The following is a 20,896-nucleotide window of genomic DNA, read 5'->3' as shown; positions in this document are numbered from 1 at the left end:
CGGGACACGGCTCTGAGGCGCGCAGCTCGGCATGACAGAACTGACAAACCCGATCGCGGCAACGCGGTCGGGTTTTCGTTTATCGGCATGACCGGAATCGGGAATAGACTGAGCGCCGCAAGCCAGTGGGGCAGCGATGACCACCGACAGATCGCAAAAATACCGCACGTTCTACGCCGAGCTGATCGCCGGCCATCGCGACCCGCGGGTCCGCGACGCATTCGCCGCCGTGCCGCGCGAACCCTTCGCCGGGCCGGGGCCATGGTCGATGAAAGGGCTCGGCAAGGCCTACGTCCTGACACCGGACGACGATCCGGCCTTCCTGTATCAGGACGCGCTGGTTGCGCTCGATGCCGCGCGCGGCGTCAATATCGGTCAGCCAGGCGTCCATGCGCTATGGCTCGCAGCGGTGCGGCCGCAACCGGGCGAACAGGTACTGCAGGTCGGCGCCGGCTCCGGCTATTACACGGCGATCCTCGCCCATCTGGTCGGCCCGCAGGGGCGGGTGTTCGCCTATGAGATCGATCCGGACTTCGCCGCGCGCGCCCGCGACAATCTCAAGGACCTGCCGCAGGTCGAGTTGCGGGCCGAGAGCGCGATCGCCGACGGACTGCCGAAAGTCGACGTGGTCTATGTCTGCGCCGGCATCACCCAGCCGAGCTGGGCCTGGATCGAGGCGCTGCGGCCGGGCGGGCGCCTGTTGTTTCCGCTACAGCCACCGGAGGGCGTGGGCGGCATGCTGCTGATCGAGCGCCCGGCCCAGGGCACGGCGTGGCCGGCGAAATTCGTCTCGCGCGCGGCCTTCATCAATTGCGTCGGACCGCAGGACCCTGAGGCCGGAAGACGTCTCACCGCCGCCTTTGCCGGCGGTTGGGAATCGGTACGCTCGTTTTGGATCGACGATGCGCCGGACGACAACTGCTGGTATTCCGGCGACGGCTGGTGGCTCTCGACCGAACCGGCCGAGACGGATTAGAGTGTTTTCGAGCGAAGTGGAAACCGGTTCGCGTGAAGAAAACGCGTCAAAACAAGAATCTAGAGCTCCGGTTCTGATTCTATCAGAACCGGAATAGCTCTAGTCTGCGCCGGCAATCAGCAGGCAGGAGCCTCTTATGCGATCCATCGTCGTCACCGGCGTCTCCACCGGGATCGGCCACGCCGCCGCGAAACTGCTGCTACAGCGCGGCTTCAGGGTGTTCGGCAGCGTGCGCCAGCCGGCCGACGCCGAGCGGCTCAAGGCCGAGCTCGGCGACGCCTTCACGCCGCTGCTGTTCGACGTCACCGACGAGGCCGCGGTGTTCCTGGCGGCGGACGAGGTGCGGGTAGCGCTGAACGGCGAGACTCTGGCTGGCCTCGTCAACAATGCCGGGATCTCGGTGTCGGGGCCGGTGCTGGGGCTTGCCGCCGACGAATTTCGTCGCCAGTTCGACGTCAATGTGATCGGGCCGATCATCGCGACGCAGGCCTTCGCCCTGCTGCTCGGCGCCGATCCGGCGCTGCGCGGGCCAAAGGGACGGATCGTGATGATCAGTTCGCTGGCCGGCAAGATCGGCAATCCGCTGATGGGCGCCTATTCGGCCTCCAAGCACGCGATCGAGGGGCTGAGCGAAGCGCTGCGCCGCGAATTGATGCTGTTCGGCATCGATGTCGTGGTCATCGCGCCGGGCGCGGTGAAGACGCCGATCTGGGCCAAGGCGATGCAGGAGGATGTCTCCCGCTTCAGGAATTCACCGTATTTCCCGGCGTTGCAGCGGGTCATGACGCTGTTGCCGCAGATGGACCAAAGCGGCCTGCCGCCGGAGACCATCGCGGCGCGCATCCACGAGGTGCTGACGATGGACAGACCGCGGGTGCGCTACACCATGACGCCGGCGCCGTTGCGCTATCTGATGATGACGTTGCTGCCGAAGCGGGTGATCGACAGGATCGTGGCGAAGCGATTGGGATTGCTGGCGCCGCAATAGGCCGGGGCGCTCGCGCTGTCACCACACGTAGCGCACCACGCCCTTGCCGGCGTAGCTGCGGGTGACGTCGGAAAACTCGCCTTCGAAGCTGGCGCCCAGCGTAATGCCGTTGGCGAGCGTCAACTCGGCCGAGGCGGTGGTGAGTGCGGCGTCGGCGGCCGGCGAGGCGCCGCCGACCACGAAGCTGGCGCCGGGCAGCGCCAGGAAGGTCGCCATCGCCGAGCGGTCGGTGTTGAAATCATGCGCCCAGGCGGCGCGGCCGCGCAGCGTCAACAGCTTGTCGCCGAGCGCAAAGGATTTGTCGCCGCGCAGGCCGAGTTCGCTGCGCGGCACTGTGAGGCCCTTGGCGGCGTAGGCGAGTGCAAAAGTGGTCGGGCCGGACAAAGTGGCTTCCGAATAAGCCGGCAGGTCGAGATAGGTCACCTGCGCGGCCGCATAGGGCGTGACACCAACGCCGCCGAGCCAGGGCAGCGCGTAGCGATTGCCGGCTTCGAGCCGCGCCGAATAGCTGTTGGTATTGAAATTGGCGCGCAGCTGGTCGATGCCGCCGATCGCGACGATGCGGTCGGTGGTGACGTCCTGCCAGCCATAGGCCGCGGCGGCGGTGAGATAGGCCGTGCCGATCTCATGCCGCACAAAGCCGCCGAGCTGGAACAGATCGGAGCGCCCGGAGCCGCCGCCGGCGACGCTGAAATTGGTGCCGCCGCCGGCCAGCGCGAAGCCCGCCACGGTCTGGGCCGACAAATGATAGTCGGCGCCGACCGCGACACCGCCGATCCGGCTGGTGGCGGTGTTGGAGCCGGTCGCGGCATTGCCGTCGGTGGTCTGGGTGCCGCCGAAGCCGGATGCCCAGACGCTCCAGGATGGACGGAACGAAGCCGCGCGCGGCGGCGCCTTGGTGATCATCGCGAAGGCGTCGCGCGCCGAGCCGCTGCGCCCGGTGTCGCTCGACGCATAGGCAGACGCCGTGGATTCTTCGCCGCCGCGGCCGGCGATACTTGGGTGGGATATCATGCCGACGAACTGCGTCGCCGCATTGAGGCCGGCCTGATGCGTCGCGGTCGGCGTCTCGTCGGTGATCTGGGTCAGCGCGGTGGTCAGATTGTCGCGGCGATCGAGCCATCGACCTGGAGGATGCCGCTCTTGACCTGCGTCAGGCTGCTGTAACTGCTGGTACCTGAGAGGATCAGCAGCCCCGGGCCGGTCTTGATGAGGCCGCCGGGCGATGCGCCGTCGACGATCGCGCCGGTGATGCGGGCGTCCTGCTCGGCTGCGATCATTGCCATGCCGGCGACGCTGATCGCATTGCCGACGCTTAGTCCGGGCGCCGTCATATTCAAGGTACTGCCGGACTGCAGCGCGAGGGCGCCGCTGCCGATGGACTGCGAATTGTTGATCGCCAGCGTGCTGCCCGTCGTGACGGTGGTGCCGCCGCCATAGGTGTTGACGCCGTTCAGCGCCACCGAGGTGCCGGCGGCGGTGGTGATCGCCAGCGCGCCACCGCCATAGATGATATTCGCATAGGCCGCGCTTGCCCCGGTCTGCAGCAGCGTCAGCGCGCCGTCGCCAATGCGGATATTGCCGGTCAACGTGCCGCCGGCGAGGGTGGTGAGCTGGCTGGTGCCATAGAAATCGATGGCGTCGGCGCGGGTGGTCCCGTCGCCCGACAGGCCGCCGCTGATGCTGCCCCCGTTGGCGATGGTGAGATCGAAACCGACTACACCCACGCCGCCGCGCCCGGCATTGCCCTTGGTACCCTGCTGGCCCGTGACTGCGCCGGACAACACGCCGCCCGATCCGCCGCTGCCGCCGGTGCCGCCTTGCACGGTGCCATAATTGGTCAGCGTATTGCTCGCGCCCGCCGATTCAAAGAAGATCCCGACGCCGCCATCGCCGCCGCTGCTGCCGCCGCCGCTGCCCGCGGAGCAGACCATGCCGCCGGCTTGACCATGAGATTCGGAAGGAGAAAGGGAAATGGGATCGCTGCCTCCGAAGCCATCGCTGCCGGTGCCGAACAGCGGGATCAGCGCCGCGCCGGTTCCGCCCTTGCCGCCGTCGGCAAGTGCCGGTGCCGCGCTGGACAGCAACAACGCGATGGCGACGGCACCACAGGCCGTGGCGATCGAGATCGGCGTCATATGATCGGCGAGGGCGGGCCAATAAAGCCGGACGCGGCGGCGTTGTAATCCCGAATCAATCCGCATCGTTGCCGCCCGTGGTTTGCGTCAGGCCGGCGCGGCGCAACGATTGCTCGAACCAATATAGCACGAGAAGCGCCGCGGACATCCTTATGAGGCGCCAGCCGGGCTCGTCCACCGCGGAGCGGGTCCATTGAATTGTCGCGGCCGGGGGGCTAAGGCATCCGGCGAAACAAAATGGGAGGACAGCGTGCAAGCAGGCGAGGCATCGACGGCGATTGCGCTGCATGACGCCACGGTGGCGTTTCGCCTCGCCGATGCGCGGACCTACACCGCGGTCGAGCGCGCGACACTGACGGTCGCCGATGGCGAGTTCGTCGCCATCGTCGGTCCCACCGGCTGCGGAAAATCGACGCTGCTCAATGTCGCCGCCGGCTTGCTGCAGCCGGCCTCGGGCACGGTGCGGATCTTCGATGCGCCGCTCGACGGGCTCAACCGCGACGCCGGCTATCTGTTTCAGGCCGACGCGCTGTTGCCGTGGAAGACCGCGATCGACAATGTGGCGATCGGGCTGGAAATCGCCGGCGCGCCGCGCGCCCAGGCGCTGGCGCGCGCCCAGGGCTGGCTCAACGCGGTCGGGCTCGGCGGCTTCGCCCATCGCTATCCGCACATGCTGTCGGGCGGCCAGCGCAAGCGCGTCGGCCTGGCGCAGGTGCTGATCCGCGATCCGAAGATCCTGCTGATGGACGAGCCGTTCGGGCCGCTCGACGCCCAGACAAGACAGATCATGGGCAATCTGCTGTTGGAATTATGGACCACCGACCGCAAGGCGGTGCTGTTCGTCACCCATGATCTGGAAGAGGCGATCGCGCTGGCCGATCGCGTGGTGATCATGTCGGCGGGGCCGTCGGCGCGGATCATCGGCGATTGGCCGGTGACGCTGCCGCGCCCGCGCGACAATTTCGAGATCCGCCTGACCCACGACTTTCATACGCTGCATCGCGAGATCTGGGCGGTGCTCCGCGACGAGGTGATGAAGGGCTACGCCCAGGCCGGCGAGGCGGTGGGATGATGCGTTACTCATTTTTGCTGAAGGGCGCGGTCGCAGAAATTTCCCTCCCCCTTGCGGGGAGGGTCGGCCGAGCGACGGCGATGCGCAGCATCGACGGAAGCGGAGGCCGGGGTGGGGGTGCCGCGAGCACCGCGCCCGTGGCAACCCCCACCCGACCGGCCTGCGGCCGGCCACCCTCCCCACAAGGGGGAGGGAGACGGGCGGGCGCCGCGATCACCTCGCGCCTTGAAGGAGCTTTGCCATGTCACGCCTGACGCTGCTCGCGTTGCAATTGCTGGTTGCCGTGGTGGTGCTGGGGCTGTGGCAGCTGTTCGCCACGGTGCCGGTGTTCGGACGCGTGCTGCTGCCGCCGTTTTTCTTTTCCAATCCGGTCGATATCGCCAGGCAGATCGTCGACTGGTTCGTCTCCGGCGTGATCTGGAAACATCTGGCGATCACGCTGTGGGAATCGTTGCTGGCCTTCGTGATCGGCTCGGTCGGCGGGGTGACGATCGGCTTCTGGTTCGCCCGCAAGCCGTTGATCGCCGCGGTGTTCGACCCCTATGTCAAAATGGCCAATGCGCTGCCCCGCGTGGTGCTGGCGCCGATCTTCACGCTGTGGCTGGGGCTCGGGATCTGGTCGAAGGTGGCGCTCGGCGTGACGCTGGTGTTCTTCGTGGTGTTCTTCAACGTCTATCAGGGCGTCAAGGAAACCAATGCGACGCTGGTCGACAATGCGCGGATGCTGGGGATGAGCGAGCGGCAATTGGTGCGGCATGTGTTCTGGCCCTCGGCTTTGTCCTGGATGTTTTCGTCGCTGCACACCTCGGTGGGCTTCGCCGTGGTCGGCGCGGTGGTCGGCGAATATCTCGGTTCCGCCGCCGGTCTCGGCTATCTGATCCAGCAGGCCGAGGGCGTGTTCGACGTCGCCGGCGTATTCGCCGGCATGTTCGTGCTGTCGGCCTTCGTGATCCTGATCGATGTCGGGGTGACGCTGGTCGAGCGCCGGCTGCTGATCTGGAAACCGAGGACGTCGGTGGCGCGAGGCTAGAGTTCGTCGCGGCTTTGTTCTAGCCTCGGCGCAACAGACATTTGGGAGAACGCCATGACTTCGATTTTGGGCAGGCTGCTGGCGACGCTGATGGCGTTGACGCTGACGAGCGGCATTGCCGCGGCGCAGAGCAAGGTGACGATGGCGATCGGCGGCGGCGCCTGCCTGTGCTATCTGCCGACGGTGCTGGCCAAGCAGCTCGGCGAATACGACAAGGCCGGCGTCAGCGTCGAGCTGGTCGATCTCAAGGGCGGCTCGCATGCGTTGCGGGCGGTGCTCGGCGGCAGCGCCGACGTGGTGTCGGGCTATTTCGACCACTGCGTCAACATCGCCGCCAAGAACCAGTCGATGCAGGCCTTCGTGGTCTATGACCGCTATCCCGGCCTGGTGCTGGCGGTGGCGCCGGGGCGGACGTCGGATATTAAATCGATCAAGGATCTCGCCGGCAAGAAGGTCGGCGTCAGCGCGCCGGGCTCGTCGACCGATTTCTTTCTCAAATATCTGTTGAACAAGAACGGCGTCGACCCGGCCAGCGTCGCGGTGATCGGTGTCGGCCTCGGCGCCACTTCGGTCGCGGCGATGCAGCAGGGCCAGATCGACGCCGCGGTGATGCTCGATCCGGCGGTGACCGTGCTGCAGGGCGAGCACAAGGATTTGCGGATTCTCAGCGATACCCGCACCGAGCACGACACCCAGGCGGTGTTCGGTGGCGACTATCCGGGTGGCGCGCTCTACGCGACCACGGCCTGGATCGCCGCGCACGAGAAAGAGGCGCAGGCGCTCACCAATGCCATCGTGGCGACGCTGGGCTGGATCCACAGCCATACGCCCGAGGAGATCATGGCCAAGATGCCGCCCGGCATGGTCGGCCAGGATCCGGCGTTGTATCTGGCGGCGCTGAAAAACACCCTGCCGATGTATTCGCTGACCGGCAAGATGGACCCCAAGGGCGCCGAGGCGGTGCTGGCGGTGTTTGCCGAGAGTTCGCCCGAGGTCGCCAAGGCGAAGATCGACGTCACCAAGACCTACACCAACCGTTTCGTCGAGCAGGGCGCCCAGACCACCGGGATGAAGGCGAAATAGTCCGCAAGCCGCGATCGCTGCCATGACCGAGGCGGTCGCGATTCACCGGGTCACCGAGCTCGACCTGACCTGCGACGGCTGGGTCTGGCCGTTCGCGCAGGCGCGCCGCGCCGAGATCGACGCGCATTTCGCCCGCAAGCGCGCCGAAAAGCCCGAGCTGTGGAACGGCCGCATCCTGCTGGCGCGCAACCCGGTGTTTACGGCGGATCGGCTGCGCGCCGATTACTTCGAGACCGACTTCGCCAGCTTTCTGGCCTGGCGCGATTGGGGCTTTCCCGATCGCAGCGTGATCAACGGCTTCGGCATGGGCGCGCTGCGCGGCAACGACGGCGCCTTCGCGCTCGGCGAGATGGGGCCGCACACCGCCAATGCCGGCCGGGTCTATTTCCCGGGTGGCACCCCCGACCGCAACGATCTGTGCGGCGCGGCGGTCGATATCGCCGCCAGCGTGGCGCGCGAGGTCGAGGAGGAAACCGGGCTGACGCCCGCCGATTATCGGGCGGCCGGGCATTGGGACTGCGTCGTCAGCGGCGCGCTGGTAGCGATGCTGCGGATTCTTTCGGTCGATCTGCCGGGGCAAGCGCTTTGCGACCGGATCGCCGGCAATCTGGCGCGGCAGACAGAACCCGAACTGGTGGCGATCCATCCGGTGCGCGATCGCCGCGACTTCACCGCGGCGATGCCGCGCTTCGTCACCGCCTTCATCGACCACATGGCGACGCGCGGCGCCTGAGCGCCGGCGCGCCGCGTCAGGCTTGGTCGCGTCAGGCTTGGCTGGGCACGCCGTGATCGTCGCGCGGTTCGATCCCGAGTCGGTCGAACAATTGCCGGTCCTTGGTCTCGCCGGGGTTTGGCGTGGTCAACAGCTGCTCGCCGATGAAGATCGAATTGGCGCCGGCGAGGAAGCACAGCGCCTGCATCTCGTCGGACATCGCGGTGCGGCCGGCGGCGAGACGCACGTCCGATGCCGGCATCAGGATGCGCGCCAGCGCGATGGTGCGCACGAACGCGATCGGATCGACCGGCGCGGCGTCGGCCAGCGGTGTGCCCTTAATCGGGATCAGCATGTTGATCGGCACGCTCTCGGGATGGTTTGGCAGGTTGGCCAGCGTCCGCAGCATCTCGACGCGATCGGTCGGCTTTTCGCCGAGGCCGAGAATGCCGCCGCAGCACACCTTGATGCCGGCGTCGTGGACCCGCTGCAGCGTGTCGAGGCGGTCGCCGAAGCTGCGGGTCTGCACCACCGAGGGATAATAGGCCTCCGAGGTATCGATGTTGTGGTTGTAGTAGTCGAGACCGGCATCGGCGAGCTGGCGCGCCTGATCGTCGCTCAGCATGCCGAGCGTCATGCAGGTCTCCATGCCGAGCGCGCGCACGCCCTTGACCATTTCGATCACCGGACCCATGTCGCGATCCTTCGGCGAACGCCACGCCGCGCCCATGCAATAACGCGTCGCACCGCTGGCTTTCGCCGCCGCGGCGCCGGCGATCACCGCGGCCGGGTCCATCAGCTTCGAGGCCGGCAGCGCGGTGTCGTGATGCGCGGACTGGCTGCAATAGCCGCAATCCTCGGCGCAGCCGCCGGTTTTGATATTCAGCAGCTGATTGCACTGCACCTGGTTCGGGTTGAAGCTCTGGCGATGGATCGTCTGGGCGCGGAACACCAGGTCCATGAACGGCGCGTGATAGATCGCGGCGGCCTCGCTGCTGGACCAGTCATGGCGGATGGTGGGCAGCGTGGCGGCCAAGTTTAGCATGTCGATGCTGTTCAAGATGGACTCCGGAGGCGGGAAAGGCGATTGCGGCCAGACGATAAAGGCTACCGGGTGCGATTGGAACCCCGCCGTTTCGGTCGACGGCAACGGCTGTAGTTCGGGCCAGTACGCGGTTTGGCAAAGCTCGCCGGCGCGACGCGTCAGCTTTGCCGCGTCTTGTCGCTCAGGCGTGGCTGTGCACGCCGTGATCGTCGCGCGGTTCGAGGCCGAGCTGGTCGAACCATTGCTGTCCTTGCTAGTCCAAAGTCTAAAGACTATCGGCCAGTTTGGGGCGCCCGCTGGTTCCACTTGGCGGAAAAATTAACCTTGTATTGTTGCCTCAGGTTCAGGTTCCGGCGGTACGCGCTTCTTCTCCGCCATCCTTGGCCGGTCATAGCAGCGCCGCTGACGACCGAAGGATTCTGAAATGTTGGCCTCACTCTCGATCCGTACCAAGATCACCATTGTGGTTGCGCTCCTGCTGCTTGCATTGACCGGCATGGGTCTGCTCGCGATCCGGAATATGGGGGCCATCAATGCCGGCGCCGTGAATATCCAGTCGAGTTGGCTGCCCAGTGTGCGGGCTTTGGGCGATCTGCGCTCGGGAACGATTACTTACCGCAACCTGGTCCGCAAGCACATGCTGGGCGAGACGCCGGAACAGAAATCCAAGGCGCAGAAACGACTGGACCAGACCGTCGGCGAGATCGCCACCATCCGCAAGACCTATGAGGGACTGATCAGCACCGCGAAAGAGCGGGCGATGTACGCCGAGTGGAGCCGGGAGTGGGACAACTACGTCAAGGGTGGCGATCAGGTGCTGGAATTGTCGCGCAACAGCCTCGGCAAGCTTCCCCACGACGCCAATGAACTCAACGAGACGACGGTCAACAAGATCGGCATGACGGCCGACGAACTACTCGACCAGATGACCGACCTGAATCGGACCGGTGCTGATGCGGCGGTCGCAGCCGGAACCCGGACCTATGGTTCCGCGTTTCTGCTGATCGTGTCGATCCTCGGCATTTCGGTGGTGGTCGGGGTCGGTCTCGCGATCTATCTGGTCCGCGACGTCTCCAGCGGCATTGCCTCGATCATCAAGCCGATGCAGCTGCTCGGCTCGGGCGATCTGACCGCGGTGGTGCCGCATCAGGGCGAGACGACCGAGATCGGCGCGATGGCGGATTCGCTGCAGCTGTTCAAGCAGGCGCTGATCGACAAGAAGGCCGCCGACGCCGCGGCCGCGGCCGAGGCCGAGGCCAAGATCGAACGTGGACATCGGGTCGACCGCATCACCACCGACTTCGAGGCGATGATCGGCGAGATCGTCGAGACGGTCGCGGCGGCTTCAACCGAGCTGGAAGCGTCGGCGGGGACCTTGTCGGCGACCGCGGTGCGGGCCGAGGAGTTGACCATCATGGTGTCGGCAGCTTCGGAAGAGGCCTCCACCAATGTTCAATCGGTGGCGTCTGCCACCGAGGAAATGTCGTCCTCTGTCAACGAGATCAGCCGCCAGGTTCAGGAATCGGCGCGGATCGCCAGTGAGGCGGTGGGCCAGGCGCAAAGCACCAATGCCCGGGTCGGAGAACTGGCCAAGGCCGCAGCTAGGATCGGCGATGTGGTGGAGCTGATCAACACCATCGCGGGTCAGACCAATCTGCTGGCGCTGAATGCGACCATCGAGGCGGCGCGGGCCGGGGAGGCCGGCCGCGGCTTTGCGGTGGTGGCCTCCGAGGTCAAGACGCTGGCCGAACAGACCGCCAAGGCCACGGGCGAAATCAGCGCGCAGATCGGCGGCATCCAGACCGCGACGCAGGATTCGGTCGCGGCGATCCGGGAGATCGGCGAGACCATCGGGCGGATGTCGGAGATCTCCGCGACCATCGCCTCGGCGGTCGAAGAGCAGGGCGCCGCGACCCAGGAAATCTCCCGCAATGTGCAGCTGGCGGCGCAGGGCACCCAGCAGGTCTCCTCCAACATCACCGATGTGCAACGCGGTGCCAGCGAGGCCGGTCAGGCCTCGGGCCTGGTACTGACGGCGGCGCAGTCGCTGTCGGGCGATAGCAACCGGCTCAAGACCGAGGTCAACAAGTTCCTCGGCGCCGTGCGGGCGGCGTGAGGACGGTCGAGATTTAGGTCAGTGTTGCTGCCGGGTTTTAGGCGTTGCGAGCTGTCGATATTCGCTCTAAACAGGCGATGGGACAGCGTTGTCAACAGACCCTAAACGGTTGTCGGCGACGATAGGACCCAGAAGGTGTGGCAATGCTGATTCGCGGCGACAGGGCTGGAGTTCACGGGATGGCGGTTTCCGCCATCGCCGACGTGATTCCGGCTGCGCCCCGGTCCGACGCCTGTTTCGGCGCGATGGCCACCCTTCCTCTTGGCGGGCTGCTGCTTCTTATCTGCCCCTGAGGGCCGGCTGGGCATTTTTGCCTGGGCGCTCAGGGGTTCGCGAGACAGCCAGATCCCTCCAGCGCCCCGCAGTGCGGCGCCCGACCAAAGGAATAAATCCATGACCACCGAATCCAAGTCCGCCAAGGACCGCGTCGTTATTTTCGACACCACATTGCGCGACGGCGAGCAGTGCCCCGGCGCCACCATGACCTTCGAGGAGAAGCTCAAGGTCGCGGCGATGCTGGACCAGATGGGCGTCGACATCATTGAGGCCGGCTACCCGTTCGCCTCCGACGGCGATTTCGAGGCGGTCCACGAGATCGCCAAGCGCGCCAAGAATTCGGTGATCTGCGGATTGTCGCGCGCCGCCCACAAGGACATTGACCGCTGCGCCGAAGCGATCAAGCCGGCCGGGCGCGGCCGCATCCACACCTTCCTGTCCACCTCGCCGGTGCACATGAAGTACAAGCTGAAGATGGAAGCGCCGGAAGTCTACGAGATGGTGATCTCGTCGGTGACCCGGGCGCGCAACCACACCGACGACGTCGAATGGTCGGCCGAGGACTCCACCCGCACCGAATTCGATTTCCTGTGCCGCTGCGTCGAGGCCGCGATCAAGGCCGGCGCCACCACCATCAACCTGCCCGACACCGTGGGCTATGCGGTGCCGGAGGAATATTGCGAGCTGTTCAAGAGGGTGCGCGAGACCGTGCCGAATTCCGACAAGGCGGTGTTCTCGGTGCATTGCCATGACGATCTGGGCATGGCGGTGGCCAATTCGCTGGCCGGCGTGCGCGGCGGCGCCCGGCAGATCGAATGCACCCTCAACGGCATCGGCGAGCGCGCCGGCAATGCCGCGCTGGAGGAAGTGGTGATGGCGATGCGGGTGCGGCAGGACAAGATGCCGTACTGGAACAAGATCGAAAGCACGATGCTGACCTTCGCCTCCAAGGCGGTGTCGGCGGCGACCTCGTTCCCGGTGCAGTACAACAAGGCGATCGTCGGCCGCAATGCCTTCGCGCATGAGAGCGGCATCCACCAGGACGGCATGATCAAGAACGCCCAGACCTATGAGATCATGCTGCCCGAAACCGTCGGCGTGAAGGGCACCTCCTTGGTGATGGGCAAGCATTCCGGCCGCGCCGGACTGATCCACAAGCTGGAGGCGCTGGGCTATAAGCTGTCGCGCAACCAGATCGAAGACGTGTTCGTCCGCTTCAAGACATTGGCCGACCGCAAGAAGGACGTCTATGACGAGGACATCGAGGCGCTGGTCGACGAAGAGTTGATGCATGCCCAGGATGTCATCAAGCTGGTATCGCTGACGGTGATCGCCGGCACTCACGGCCCGCAGCGCGCCACCATGAAGCTCGACGTCGACGGCCAGATCCGGATCGAGGAAGCCGAGGGCAACGGCCCGGTCGACGCGGTGTTCAACTGCATCAAGGCACTGGTGCCGCACGAGGCCAAGCTGGAACTGTATCAGGTCCATGCCGTCACCGAGGGCACCGACGCTCAGGCCGAGGTCTCGGTCAGATTGTCGCATGAGGGCCGCTCGATGACGGCGCGGGCGGCTGACCCCGATACGCTGGTGGCATCGGCCAAGGCCTATCTCGGCGCGCTGAACAAGATCGTCATGAAGCGCCAGCGCGACGTGCCCGCGGTCGAGGCCGCGGCGAGCTGATTGCAGACCGCTAGCTGGTGCTGAATAGGTGTGGAAAAGGCAGCGTCCGGACGCTGCCTTTTCTTTTGCGTTGCAACAATCTTTTGACGGGCTTCCTGCTAACGGGCAATAGCCTTTCGCGCTGCTTCTCTATAATGGTGCACAGTTAGTCGGGATGGGGCGACGCTTTTACGCGCGCTTCAAAAATCTTTCGGGAGAAAACATGCGCAAATCATTATTTGCAGTTGCTTCGATCGTGGCCCTTGCCGTGGCGGCGCCGGCGTCGGCGCAATCGCCGATGGTCCTCAAATTCAGCCACGTGGTTGCCGACAATACCCCGAAGGGGCAGGCGGCGATCAAGTTCAAGGAAATTGCCGAGAAGCTGCTGCCCGGCAAGGTCAAGGTCGAAGTCTATCCGAATTCGCAGCTGTTCGGCGACGCCAAGGAAATGGAAGCCGTCGCGCTTGGCGACGTCCAGTTCATCGCCCCGTCGCTGTCGAAATTCGACAAATTCACCAAGAAGATCCAGGTGTTCGACCTGCCGTTCCTGTTCAACGACCTCGCCGCGGTCGATCGCTTCCAGGAGGGCAAGGCCGGGCAGGGCCTGCTGAAGTCGATGGAAAGCAAGGGCTTTCTCGGCCTGGCCTATTGGCACAATGGCATGAAGCAGCTGTCGGCCAACAAGCCGCTGCTGGTGCCGGCCGATGCCAAGGGCCTCAAATTCCGCATCCAGGCCTCCGATATCCTCGCCGCCCAGTTCCAGGCGCTGGATGCCACGCCGCAGAAGCTGGCCTTCTCGGAAGTCTATCAGGCGCTTCAGGTCGGCACCGTCGACGGTCAGGAGAACACCTGGTCGAACATCTTCTCGCAGAAATTCTATGAAGTGCAGAAGAACATTACCGAATCCAACCACGGCGTGATCGACTACATGGTCGTCGTCAACGCCAAGTGGTGGAACGGGCTGCCCAAGGATATCCAGGCCGGTCTGACGACCGCGATGGCAGAGGCCACCAAGGTCAACAACGACGTCGCCGGCAAGCTCAACGAAGAGGCCAAGAACAAGATCGAAGCCTCCGGCGTGAGCAAGATCGAGCAGTTGACGCCCGAGCAGCGCAAGCAGTGGGTCGCCGCGATGAAGCCGGTCTGGGCCAAATTCGAAGGCGCGATCGGCAAGGATCTGATCGACGCAGCGGTCGCGTCGAACGAAACCAAAACCAAATAACAACAGCAACGGGCGACGGTCGCGGGTCAACCGCGTCCGTCGTCCATTCGCGGTCAGGAAACAGGACGAGGGGGCGCCGGTGTCGGTACGTGAGGTGGTGCATCGCATCGAGGAGGGCCTGATCGCCTTCATTCTCGGCGTGATGACGTTGCTGACATTCCTGCAGGTCGTGCTGCGCTACGGCTTCAACTCCGGCTTCATCTGGGCGCTGGAGGCGAACTTCTATCTGTTCGCCTGGCTGATCATGATCGGGATTTCCTATTGCGTTCGCGTCCGCGCCCATATCGGCGTTGATGCCGCGGTGAAATTGCTGCCGCCGACGGGTCGTCGCGTCGTCGGCGTCATCGTCGTGCTGCTGGCGCTGGCCTATGCGGCGCTGATGATCTACGGCTCGATCGAATACATCAACCGCATGATGATCATCGACATCGAGGCCGAGGACATTCCGGTCAAGCGCTGGATCCTCAGCATCTGCCTGCCGCTCGGCTTCATCGCGCTGTTCATCCGGCTTTGCGAAATGGGCTGGCGCATCATCACCGGCCAATCGGAGGGCTATGAGCTCGCCGACGAAGCCCGCGAAGCGGTCCACCACGTTCCCCATCACGGCGAACTCGATGCCACGACGGTGCAGCGATGAACACAGTCTTCCTGTTCGTCACGCTGCTGGCGTGCCTCGGCCTCGGCCTGCCGATCGCGATGGCGCTTGGCCTGTCGTCGATCCTGACGATCCTGCTGTTCGAGCATGACAGCCTGGCGTCGCTGACGCTGAAATTCTTCCAGACCACCGAGCAGTTCACCCTGCTGGCGATTCCGTTCTTCATTCTGGCCGGCAATTTCCTCACCACCGGCGGCGTCGCCAAGCGCATGATCAATTTCGCCATCGCGGCGGTCGGTCATCTGCCGGGCGGGTTGGCGATCGCCTCGGTGCTGGCCTGTATGCTGTTCGCCGCGGTGTCGGGATCGTCGCCCGCGACCGTGGTGGCGATCGGTTCGATCGTGATCGCCGGCATGGTCAAGGTCGGCTATAGCCAGGCCTTCGCCACCGGCGTCATCGTCAATGCCGGCACGCTGGGCATTCTGATTCCGCCCTCGATCGTCATGGTGGTGTTTGCCGCCGCCACCGAAACCTCGGTGGGCCGGCTGTTCATCGCCGGCATCGTGCCGGGCCTGCTGCTCGGCCTGGCGCTGATGGTGGCGATCTATATCGCCGCGCGCATCCTGAAGCTGCCGGGTCAGCCCAAGGCCTCGTGGCGCGAGCGGCTGGGCCTGTTCCGCGAGGCGCTGTGGGGGTTGATGCTGATCGTCATCGTGATGGGCGGCATCTATGGCGGCATCTTCACGCCGACCGAAGCCGCCGCGGTGGCGGCGGTCTATGCCTTTGTCGCCGCGGTCTTCATCTATGGCGATTTGAAGCTGACCGACGTGCCGCAGGTGCTGCTGGATTCCGGCCGGGTCTCGGTGATGCTGATGTTCATCATCTGCAACGCCTTCCTGTTCGCCCACGTGTTGACCACCGCGCAGATCCCGCAGGACATCGCCCGGCTGATCATCGATGCGCAATTGTCGCCGTGGCAATTCCTGCTGATCGTCAACGTCATCCTGCTGGTGGCCGGCAATTTCATGGATCCGACGGCGATCGTGTTGATCACCGCGCCGATCCTGTTTCCGACGGCAATGAAGCTCGGGATCGATCCGATCCATCTCGGCATCGTCTATGTGGTGAATATGGAGATCGGACTGGTGACGCCGCCGGTCGGGCTCAATCTGTTCGTCGCCTCCGGCATTACCGGGATGCCGCTGACGGCGGTGGTGCGCGCCGCCTTCCCCTGGCTGATGGTGCTGCTCAGCTTCCTGATGATCATCACCTATATTCCGGAGATCTCCACCTTCCTGCCCAATCTGTTGTACGGCAAGGCGATTCAGTAGGGGCCCCGTCGCGCCGGTGCGGCCTGCGCTACCGGCGGACTGCGCTGCGCGAGGTAGTTCGGCACGGCGCTGGATCGGGGCCGCATTACATCTTGGTAACAGAGCGATTCTGTCCAATCCGTAAGTTGATCGGGCAGGGAACCGCGATCATCTTCGGGCCACCTTTACAGGAGGCTCGCATGAAGAAGATGATTCTCGCCAGCGTCGCCGTGCTGGTGCTCGCAGGTTCGACCGCGGTCTATGCCCAGCACCGACCGTGGTGGTTCCACCATGGCCACTCCCGCATCAATCCGGAAGACCGCGCCGCCTTCGCCGATGCGCGGATCGCCGCCGTCAAGGCCGGGCTGAAACTGACGCCGGACCAGGACAAGCTATGGCCGCCGGTCGAAAGCGCGGTGCGCGATTTCACCAAGCTGCGGATCGAGCGCGCCAATGCCCGGATGAAGGCCAGGGACGATCGCGACGCGCAGCCAGACGATCCGGTGGCGCGGCTGCGCGAGCGCGCCGACGCCATGGCCGCCACCGCATCGGCGCTGAAGCAGATCGCCGATGCGGCCGAGCCGCTCTACAAGACCCTCGACGACGGCCAGAAGCGTCGGCTGCGGGTGCTGACCCATATGGAGGGCGGGTTCGGCGGCAGGCACTGGCGCGGCCATGGCATGATGTATCGTGGCGATGACCGCGAGCGTGGCCGAAGCTGGGACCGTGATTCTGATCGCGATTCCGATCGCGGCCGCGGCATGATGGACAACGGCGCGATGCCGGATCGGCTGTAACCCCAAACTTTGCCGTCGACGCCAGCAAAAACCGCCGATTTTCGGCGGTTTTTGATTTTTTACGAGGAATCGCAAATCAGCTTGGATTTTCCCGCCGCATTGCTGGACATCCCCGGTTCGCTTTGCTAAACGACGCCGTCCCCAAGGGACTTCCGGACTGGTTCCGGGCGCATAGCTCAGTTGGTAGAGCAGATGACTCTTAATCATCGGGTCCTAGGTTCGAGCCCTAGTGCGCCCACCAAGTTCCCCCGATAAAATCAAAGACGTAGCCGCACGGCGGGGGAGCCGGGGTCGAGGATTTCCAATCCTTTGACGTCTGGTGGCAATTTGACGTCTGGCTGCAAGATGTTTCAATGACACCGCGCGATGCCGCCGACCGCGTGGCGTGGTCGCAGCGACGACGGCGCCGGATTCCGGCGCTCGGCGTCGAAACCTGCGCGGTTCGAGAATGTTGGCCCAGAGCATTTGCGCCGGACGCGTCCACCGAAATCGGCGACGGCCGGTCGCGATTGGTTCGAGGGGCGAGTCGTGGGCGATCCGAGTGTCAAACATCTGAAGGATATCAGTCGAACATTGCGGATCACCGCCATTGGTCTGGTGCTGATCATCGTGTTGTGGGGGCTGCGGGATATCCTGCTGTTGGGCTTCGCGGCGGTATTGATCGCCTGCGTGCTGCACGGAGCCGGCGATGCGCTGCATCGGCGCAGCGGGCTTGGCGAAGGCTGGTCGCTGCTGGCGGTGGTGCTGACGCTCTTGCTCGGACTCGGCGCGCTGCTGTTTTGGCGCGGTACCGTGATCGCCGACCACGTCTCGCAGATGACCGATCAATTGAGCCTGCAGCTGCAGCAATTGTGGCAGCAGATGTCCGGCAAGGGGTGGACCGCGCTGCTGGCACAGCAGTTGCGCAGCTCGGTGGAATCGGCAGGCAAAAACCTCAGCGGCTACGTCCCGGGCGTCGCCAGTTCGGTGCTCGGCATTGGCGGCAGCGCGCTGGTGGTGGTGGCCACCGCGCTATTTCTTGCGATCTCGCCGCGGCGCTACATCGACGGCGCGCTGAGGCTGGTGCCGATCGGCTGGCGGCCGCGTGGTCGCGAGGTGATGCTGGAAATCGGCGAGACGCTGCAATTGTGGTTTGTCGGGCAGTTCGTCGACATGGTGATCGTGGCCGTGCTGGTTGGCGTCGGCCTGTTCCTGCTCGGTGTGCCGATGGCGCCGACCCTGGCGCTGCTGGCGGGGCTGTTGAATTTCGTGCCCTATGTGGGGGCGCTGGCCGGCGCGGTGCCGGCGATCCTGGTGGCGTTGGCGCAGTCCCCGAGCCTGGCGCTCTGGGTCGCCCTGCTGTTCATTTGCGTGCAGACGCTGGAAGGCAACGTCATCGCGCCGCTGATTCAGCGCCGCACCATCTCGCTGCTGCCGGCGCTCACGATCCTGTCGCAGACCGTTCTGGGGACGCTGTTCGGCGCGGTCGGCCTGGTGGTAGCGACGCCCCTGACCGCGGCCATGATGACCGCGGTGCGGATGATCTATATCGAAGATCTGCTGGAGCGCGACACCGGCGCGCAGGATGGCCGATGATGGCGATCGCCCTCATCGGCCGGCAAGGCCTGCAGCCGCCAAAACCCGCGGCTCAGAACACCAGTTCGCCGGCGAGCAGGCCCATCACCAGGAAGATCGCGAAGATGGCGATCGCGATAAAGAACAGCCACTTGGCGATGGTTCTGGTACCGGCCGCGATATCGGTGAATCCGAAGACGCCGGCGGCAATCGATATCAGAAAGAAAATCAGGGCCCATTTCAGCACGGTTTGCTCCGTTTGATCTGTTCAAGGAGAAGGAACGGCATCTTGATCTGGTCAAGGCCGCGGGATGGAAGGCGTCATTGCACGTCGAATTTTGCCGAGCGGATCGTCCAATCGCCGTCATCGGCGGCGACGACGAACACAAGATCCTGCTTGGCGCTCGCCCATGTCGGCACGGCGAGCTTGGCGTTAATCGTGCCGTCCTCGCTGGCTTTGGCGTGGTCCAACACGGTGTAGGATTGGCCGGGCCGTCCGGCGCCGATCACCACAGCCGCCTTCGCCGGCAGGCCCGAGACCGCGAGATCGACATTCGCGCCGGTCGGGCCTTGTTGCGGCGTCATCGTCAGCTTGATTTTTCGAGTGACGGATTCGCCGGTCAGCTTATCGCCGACGCTGCTGAGCCGCTGCTTGAGGTCGGGGTTCTTGTCGAGCAGATCGTCGACCGAGGAGCCGACCTCGCTGGCAAGCCGTGAAATGCCGCTGCTGACGCCGTGCGCGAAGGAGCGCAACCGATCGCCGGTGCGGTTGGCCATTGTGGTGGTGTTGACCGTGGCGCCGACCCGCAAGTCGCCCGAACCGTCGATATTCGGATTGGCTTGCAGCAAGGTCCCCTCGCTGATGTCACAGCGCTCTGCGATGCTGCTCAAGCTGTCGCCGCGCTCGACCTTTGTGGTGTCGCCGCATGGTGTCTTGGCATGGGCCACCGCCGAGCCGGCGAGGCTGGCGGCAACCGCGATGATGGCGATGTTGGCTTTCATCATGTCGGTATTCATAAAGGCTCCACTCGACACTCAACGGTCTCGTTATTAGCAGCTGTTGATTGGCAGCTCTGGATTGAGATTGTCGGCTCTTGCTGCCGCTGACGCGCAGCTGTGCGGGCCGCGGTGCATGGGATGAACAGGTGAATTGCGGTCAGGTTCCGCGCGTGACATATCGCCGCATTCATGCGGCCCCGGCAGATCTGCGACGGAGCGATCGATCCTGACATTGTCAGTTGTGGGTATGACGACGCGGCTGATCGGCTTCGATCGGGTCGAGCTCCTCGACAGCCGTCATCGCTTCGCTGATTTCCCACAGCCGGCGATTTGCTTGCGCGTCGCGCGCTTGGGCGGGCGCCGGGATGGTCTTTCGATTGCCGAAATATTGACCGCTCACCTCCGCCAGCTCAGATGCATTGGCGAGATAGAGCACGCGGCGCGCCGCTCGCGCGGAGGAGGGGATCGCCCAGCCGAACAAGTGGGCAAACAGCTTCAGCAAGACGCCCTGTGCGCCATCGGTGCTGCCCAGATTCGATCTGAACACGCCGGGGAAAACGCAATTGACCGTCACGCCGCTGCTCTGAAGCCGGCGCGCCAATTCGAAGGTGAAATGCAAATTGCCGAGCTTGGATTGGCCATAGGCCTTCATCATGCTGTAGGGGCGGTGGTCCCAATTCAGATCGGCGAAATCCATCGCGGTATCGATACGGGTGCCGACATTGACGATCCGCGCCGGCGCGTTGGCTTTCAGCACATCCAGCAGCAAGGTGGTGAGCAGAAATGGGCCGAGATGATTCACCGCCAGCGCGCATTCGATGCCGTCGGGGCTGAGCCGCCGCTCGGGAAAGGCCGTGCCGGCATTGTTCACCAGCAGATGCAATTGCGCAAAACGCGCCTGCACCTCCTGCGCCAGCGCGCGGATCGCTGCCTGGTCGGCCAGATCGGCGACGAAAAGATGCAGATCACGATTGCCGGTCGCGGCGCGGATGTCGTTGAGCGCCGCTTCGCCGCGCGCGCGATCGCGCACCACCAGACCAATGCGTAGTCCAGCGGCCGCCAGCGCCTCGGCGATGGCTTTGCCCATCCCCGAATTGGCTCCGGTGATCAGGGCGGTTCTGTTTGGTTCAGCGCTTGTGCTCATGGCTGGTCCATTTCTCTGAGGCGGACACCAACTCGCCCGCGTTTCCGTCCCCGATCGCCAGATGGTGATCGGGCCTTGGTCTTGGAAGGGCTGCCGTCAAGCAGCGAAGTCCGGCGCCCCAAGCTAGCGCCAATCGGATCGCCTGAAAACGCGATGTCCGCGCTGAACGATCACGGC

The 20,896-nt window shown here is 64.8% G+C and carries 19 protein-coding genes and 1 tRNA gene; 14 read left to right on the top strand and 6 right to left on the bottom strand.

What is annotated here, in order from left to right:
• Positions 1–136 precede the first annotated feature (136 nt).
• Positions 137–976 carry a protein-L-isoaspartate O-methyltransferase family protein gene (locus tag RBJ75_RS09740; RefSeq protein ID WP_044404486.1) on the top strand — a complete coding sequence of 280 codons (840 nt, stop codon included), beginning with the start codon at positions 137–139 and terminating at the stop codon, positions 974–976.
• Between the two features lie 136 nt (positions 977–1,112).
• Complete coding sequence (locus RBJ75_RS09735) at positions 1,113–1,964, top strand: SDR family oxidoreductase (RefSeq protein WP_044413256.1); 852 nt, start codon at positions 1,113–1,115, stop codon at positions 1,962–1,964.
• An 18-nt stretch (positions 1,965–1,982) separates the two neighbouring features.
• On the opposite strand, the gene RBJ75_RS09730 is transcribed toward RBJ75_RS09735, so the two are convergent.
• Both RBJ75_RS09730 and RBJ75_RS09725 read right to left on the bottom strand, forming a co-directional pair.
• On the bottom strand, positions 1,983–2,978 hold the full coding sequence (locus RBJ75_RS09730; RefSeq protein ID WP_052628963.1) for an autotransporter outer membrane beta-barrel domain-containing protein: 996 nt from the start codon (positions 2,976–2,978) through the stop codon (positions 1,983–1,985).
• Between the two features lie 83 nt (positions 2,979–3,061).
• Positions 3,062–4,168 carry an autotransporter-associated beta strand repeat-containing protein gene (locus RBJ75_RS09725; RefSeq protein ID WP_080901083.1) on the bottom strand — a complete coding sequence of 369 codons (1,107 nt, stop codon included), beginning with the start codon at positions 4,166–4,168 and terminating at the stop codon, positions 3,062–3,064.
• A 184-nt stretch (positions 4,169–4,352) separates the two neighbouring features.
• Here RBJ75_RS09725 and RBJ75_RS09720 point away from each other — a divergent pair, with 184 nt between their 5' ends.
• From RBJ75_RS09720 to RBJ75_RS09705, 4 genes are all read left to right on the top strand, one after another.
• On the top strand, positions 4,353–5,174 hold the full coding sequence (locus RBJ75_RS09720; protein ID WP_044413254.1) for an ABC transporter ATP-binding protein: 822 nt from the start codon (positions 4,353–4,355) through the stop codon (positions 5,172–5,174).
• Between the two features lie 241 nt (positions 5,175–5,415).
• Entirely contained in the window at positions 5,416–6,204 is a 789-nt protein-coding gene (locus tag RBJ75_RS09715) for an ABC transporter permease (protein WP_276156635.1), read from the top strand.
• 54 nt (positions 6,205–6,258) lie between these two features.
• Positions 6,259–7,287 carry an ABC transporter substrate-binding protein gene (locus RBJ75_RS09710; RefSeq protein WP_044407770.1) on the top strand — a complete coding sequence of 343 codons (1,029 nt, stop codon included), beginning with the start codon at positions 6,259–6,261 and terminating at the stop codon, positions 7,285–7,287.
• A gap of 22 nt (positions 7,288–7,309) precedes the next feature.
• On the top strand, positions 7,310–8,020 hold the full coding sequence (locus RBJ75_RS09705; RefSeq protein WP_044407773.1) for a hypothetical protein: 711 nt from the start codon (positions 7,310–7,312) through the stop codon (positions 8,018–8,020).
• Positions 8,021–8,051: 31 nt separating this feature from the next.
• Here the strand turns inward: RBJ75_RS09705 and bioB are convergent, their stop codons facing one another.
• Positions 8,052–9,059 carry a biotin synthase BioB gene (gene bioB / locus RBJ75_RS09700; RefSeq protein WP_044407776.1) on the bottom strand — a complete coding sequence of 336 codons (1,008 nt, stop codon included), beginning with the start codon at positions 9,057–9,059 and terminating at the stop codon, positions 8,052–8,054.
• 409 nt (positions 9,060–9,468) lie between these two features.
• Between bioB and RBJ75_RS09695 the strand changes: the two genes are divergently transcribed.
• The 8 genes from RBJ75_RS09695 to RBJ75_RS09660 all read left to right on the top strand — a co-directional run bounded on the left by RBJ75_RS09695 (position 9,469) and on the right by RBJ75_RS09660 (position 18,597).
• Positions 9,469–11,160, top strand: coding sequence for a methyl-accepting chemotaxis protein (locus tag RBJ75_RS09695; protein ID WP_044407782.1), 1,692 nt, complete (start codon positions 9,469–9,471; stop codon positions 11,158–11,160).
• A 393-nt stretch (positions 11,161–11,553) separates the two neighbouring features.
• Positions 11,554–13,119, top strand: a complete 1,566-nt coding sequence (locus RBJ75_RS09690; protein ID WP_044407785.1) for a 2-isopropylmalate synthase — start codon at positions 11,554–11,556, stop codon at positions 13,117–13,119.
• Positions 13,120–13,321: 202 nt separating this feature from the next.
• The gene (locus tag RBJ75_RS09685) at positions 13,322–14,320 is read left to right on the top strand and encodes a TRAP transporter substrate-binding protein (protein WP_276156636.1); all 999 of its coding nucleotides are present in this window, start codon (positions 13,322–13,324) and stop codon (positions 14,318–14,320) included.
• Positions 14,321–14,399: 79 nt separating this feature from the next.
• Positions 14,400–14,957: a TRAP transporter small permease gene (locus RBJ75_RS09680; protein ID WP_044410518.1), complete on the top strand. Its 558-nt coding sequence runs from the start codon at positions 14,400–14,402 to the stop codon at positions 14,955–14,957.
• The gene (locus RBJ75_RS09675; protein ID WP_044410515.1) at positions 14,954–16,246 is read left to right on the top strand and encodes a TRAP transporter large permease; all 1,293 of its coding nucleotides are present in this window, start codon (positions 14,954–14,956) and stop codon (positions 16,244–16,246) included. Before RBJ75_RS09680 ends, RBJ75_RS09675 begins: the two co-directional genes overlap by 4 nt.
• A gap of 179 nt (positions 16,247–16,425) precedes the next feature.
• Positions 16,426–17,022: a Spy/CpxP family protein refolding chaperone gene (locus tag RBJ75_RS09670; RefSeq protein ID WP_044410512.1), complete on the top strand. Its 597-nt coding sequence runs from the start codon at positions 16,426–16,428 to the stop codon at positions 17,020–17,022.
• A gap of 165 nt (positions 17,023–17,187) precedes the next feature.
• A tRNA-Lys gene (locus RBJ75_RS09665) sits at positions 17,188–17,263 on the top strand.
• 287 nt (positions 17,264–17,550) lie between these two features.
• Positions 17,551–18,597, top strand: coding sequence for an AI-2E family transporter (locus RBJ75_RS09660; protein ID WP_044410536.1), 1,047 nt, complete (start codon positions 17,551–17,553; stop codon positions 18,595–18,597).
• Positions 18,598–18,649: 52 nt separating this feature from the next.
• Here the strand turns inward: RBJ75_RS09660 and RBJ75_RS09655 are convergent, their stop codons facing one another.
• The 3 genes from RBJ75_RS09655 to RBJ75_RS09645 form a co-directional block, all read right to left on the bottom strand.
• Positions 18,650–18,823, bottom strand: a complete 174-nt coding sequence (locus RBJ75_RS09655; protein WP_044410509.1) for a DUF1328 domain-containing protein — start codon at positions 18,821–18,823, stop codon at positions 18,650–18,652.
• A 74-nt stretch (positions 18,824–18,897) separates the two neighbouring features.
• Positions 18,898–19,581, bottom strand: a complete 684-nt coding sequence (locus RBJ75_RS09650) for a LysM peptidoglycan-binding domain-containing protein (protein ID WP_317528916.1) — start codon at positions 19,579–19,581, stop codon at positions 18,898–18,900.
• Positions 19,582–19,810: 229 nt separating this feature from the next.
• A complete protein-coding gene (locus RBJ75_RS09645; RefSeq protein ID WP_044410505.1) occupies positions 19,811–20,719 on the bottom strand; it encodes an SDR family NAD(P)-dependent oxidoreductase in 909 nt (302 codons plus the stop codon).
• Positions 20,720–20,896 lie beyond the last annotated feature (177 nt).

The sequence above is a fragment of the Rhodopseudomonas sp. BAL398 genome (genome assembly GCF_033001325.1).
In the GTDB taxonomy this organism is placed as follows: Bacteria; Pseudomonadota; Alphaproteobacteria; order Rhizobiales; family Xanthobacteraceae; genus JARJEH01.
This window is presented reverse-complemented; position numbering and strand designations above follow the sequence as displayed.

Excerpts from the sequence above, each read along its gene's own strand:
- RBJ75_RS09715 (WP_276156635.1), top strand. The coding sequence starts at position 5,416 with ATGTCACGCCTGACGCTGCTCGCGTTGCAATTGCTGGTTGCCGTGGTG.
- RBJ75_RS09695 (WP_044407782.1), top strand. The coding sequence starts at position 9,469 with ATGTTGGCCTCACTCTCGATCCGTACCAAGATCACCATTGTGGTTGCG.
- RBJ75_RS09685 (WP_276156636.1), top strand. The coding sequence starts at position 13,322 with ATGCGCAAATCATTATTTGCAGTTGCTTCGATCGTGGCCCTTGCCGTG.
- RBJ75_RS09670 (WP_044410512.1), top strand. The coding sequence starts at position 16,426 with ATGAAGAAGATGATTCTCGCCAGCGTCGCCGTGCTGGTGCTCGCAGGT.
- RBJ75_RS09735 (WP_044413256.1), top strand. The coding sequence starts at position 1,113 with ATGCGATCCATCGTCGTCACCGGCGTCTCCACCGGGATCGGCCACGCC.
- RBJ75_RS09705 (WP_044407773.1), top strand. The coding sequence starts at position 7,310 with ATGACCGAGGCGGTCGCGATTCACCGGGTCACCGAGCTCGACCTGACC.
- RBJ75_RS09710 (WP_044407770.1), top strand. The coding sequence starts at position 6,259 with ATGACTTCGATTTTGGGCAGGCTGCTGGCGACGCTGATGGCGTTGACG.
- RBJ75_RS09740 (WP_044404486.1), top strand. The coding sequence starts at position 137 with ATGACCACCGACAGATCGCAAAAATACCGCACGTTCTACGCCGAGCTG.
- RBJ75_RS09645 (WP_044410505.1), bottom strand. The coding sequence starts at position 20,719 with ATGAGCACAAGCGCTGAACCAAACAGAACCGCCCTGATCACCGGAGCC.
- RBJ75_RS09730 (WP_052628963.1), bottom strand. The coding sequence starts at position 2,978 with ATGATATCCCACCCAAGTATCGCCGGCCGCGGCGGCGAAGAATCCACG.
- RBJ75_RS09675 (WP_044410515.1), top strand. The coding sequence starts at position 14,954 with ATGAACACAGTCTTCCTGTTCGTCACGCTGCTGGCGTGCCTCGGCCTC.
- RBJ75_RS09650 (WP_317528916.1), bottom strand. The coding sequence starts at position 19,581 with ATGATGAAAGCCAACATCGCCATCATCGCGGTTGCCGCCAGCCTCGCC.
- RBJ75_RS09690 (WP_044407785.1), top strand. The coding sequence starts at position 11,554 with ATGACCACCGAATCCAAGTCCGCCAAGGACCGCGTCGTTATTTTCGAC.
- RBJ75_RS09725 (WP_080901083.1), bottom strand. The coding sequence starts at position 4,168 with ATGCGGATTGATTCGGGATTACAACGCCGCCGCGTCCGGCTTTATTGG.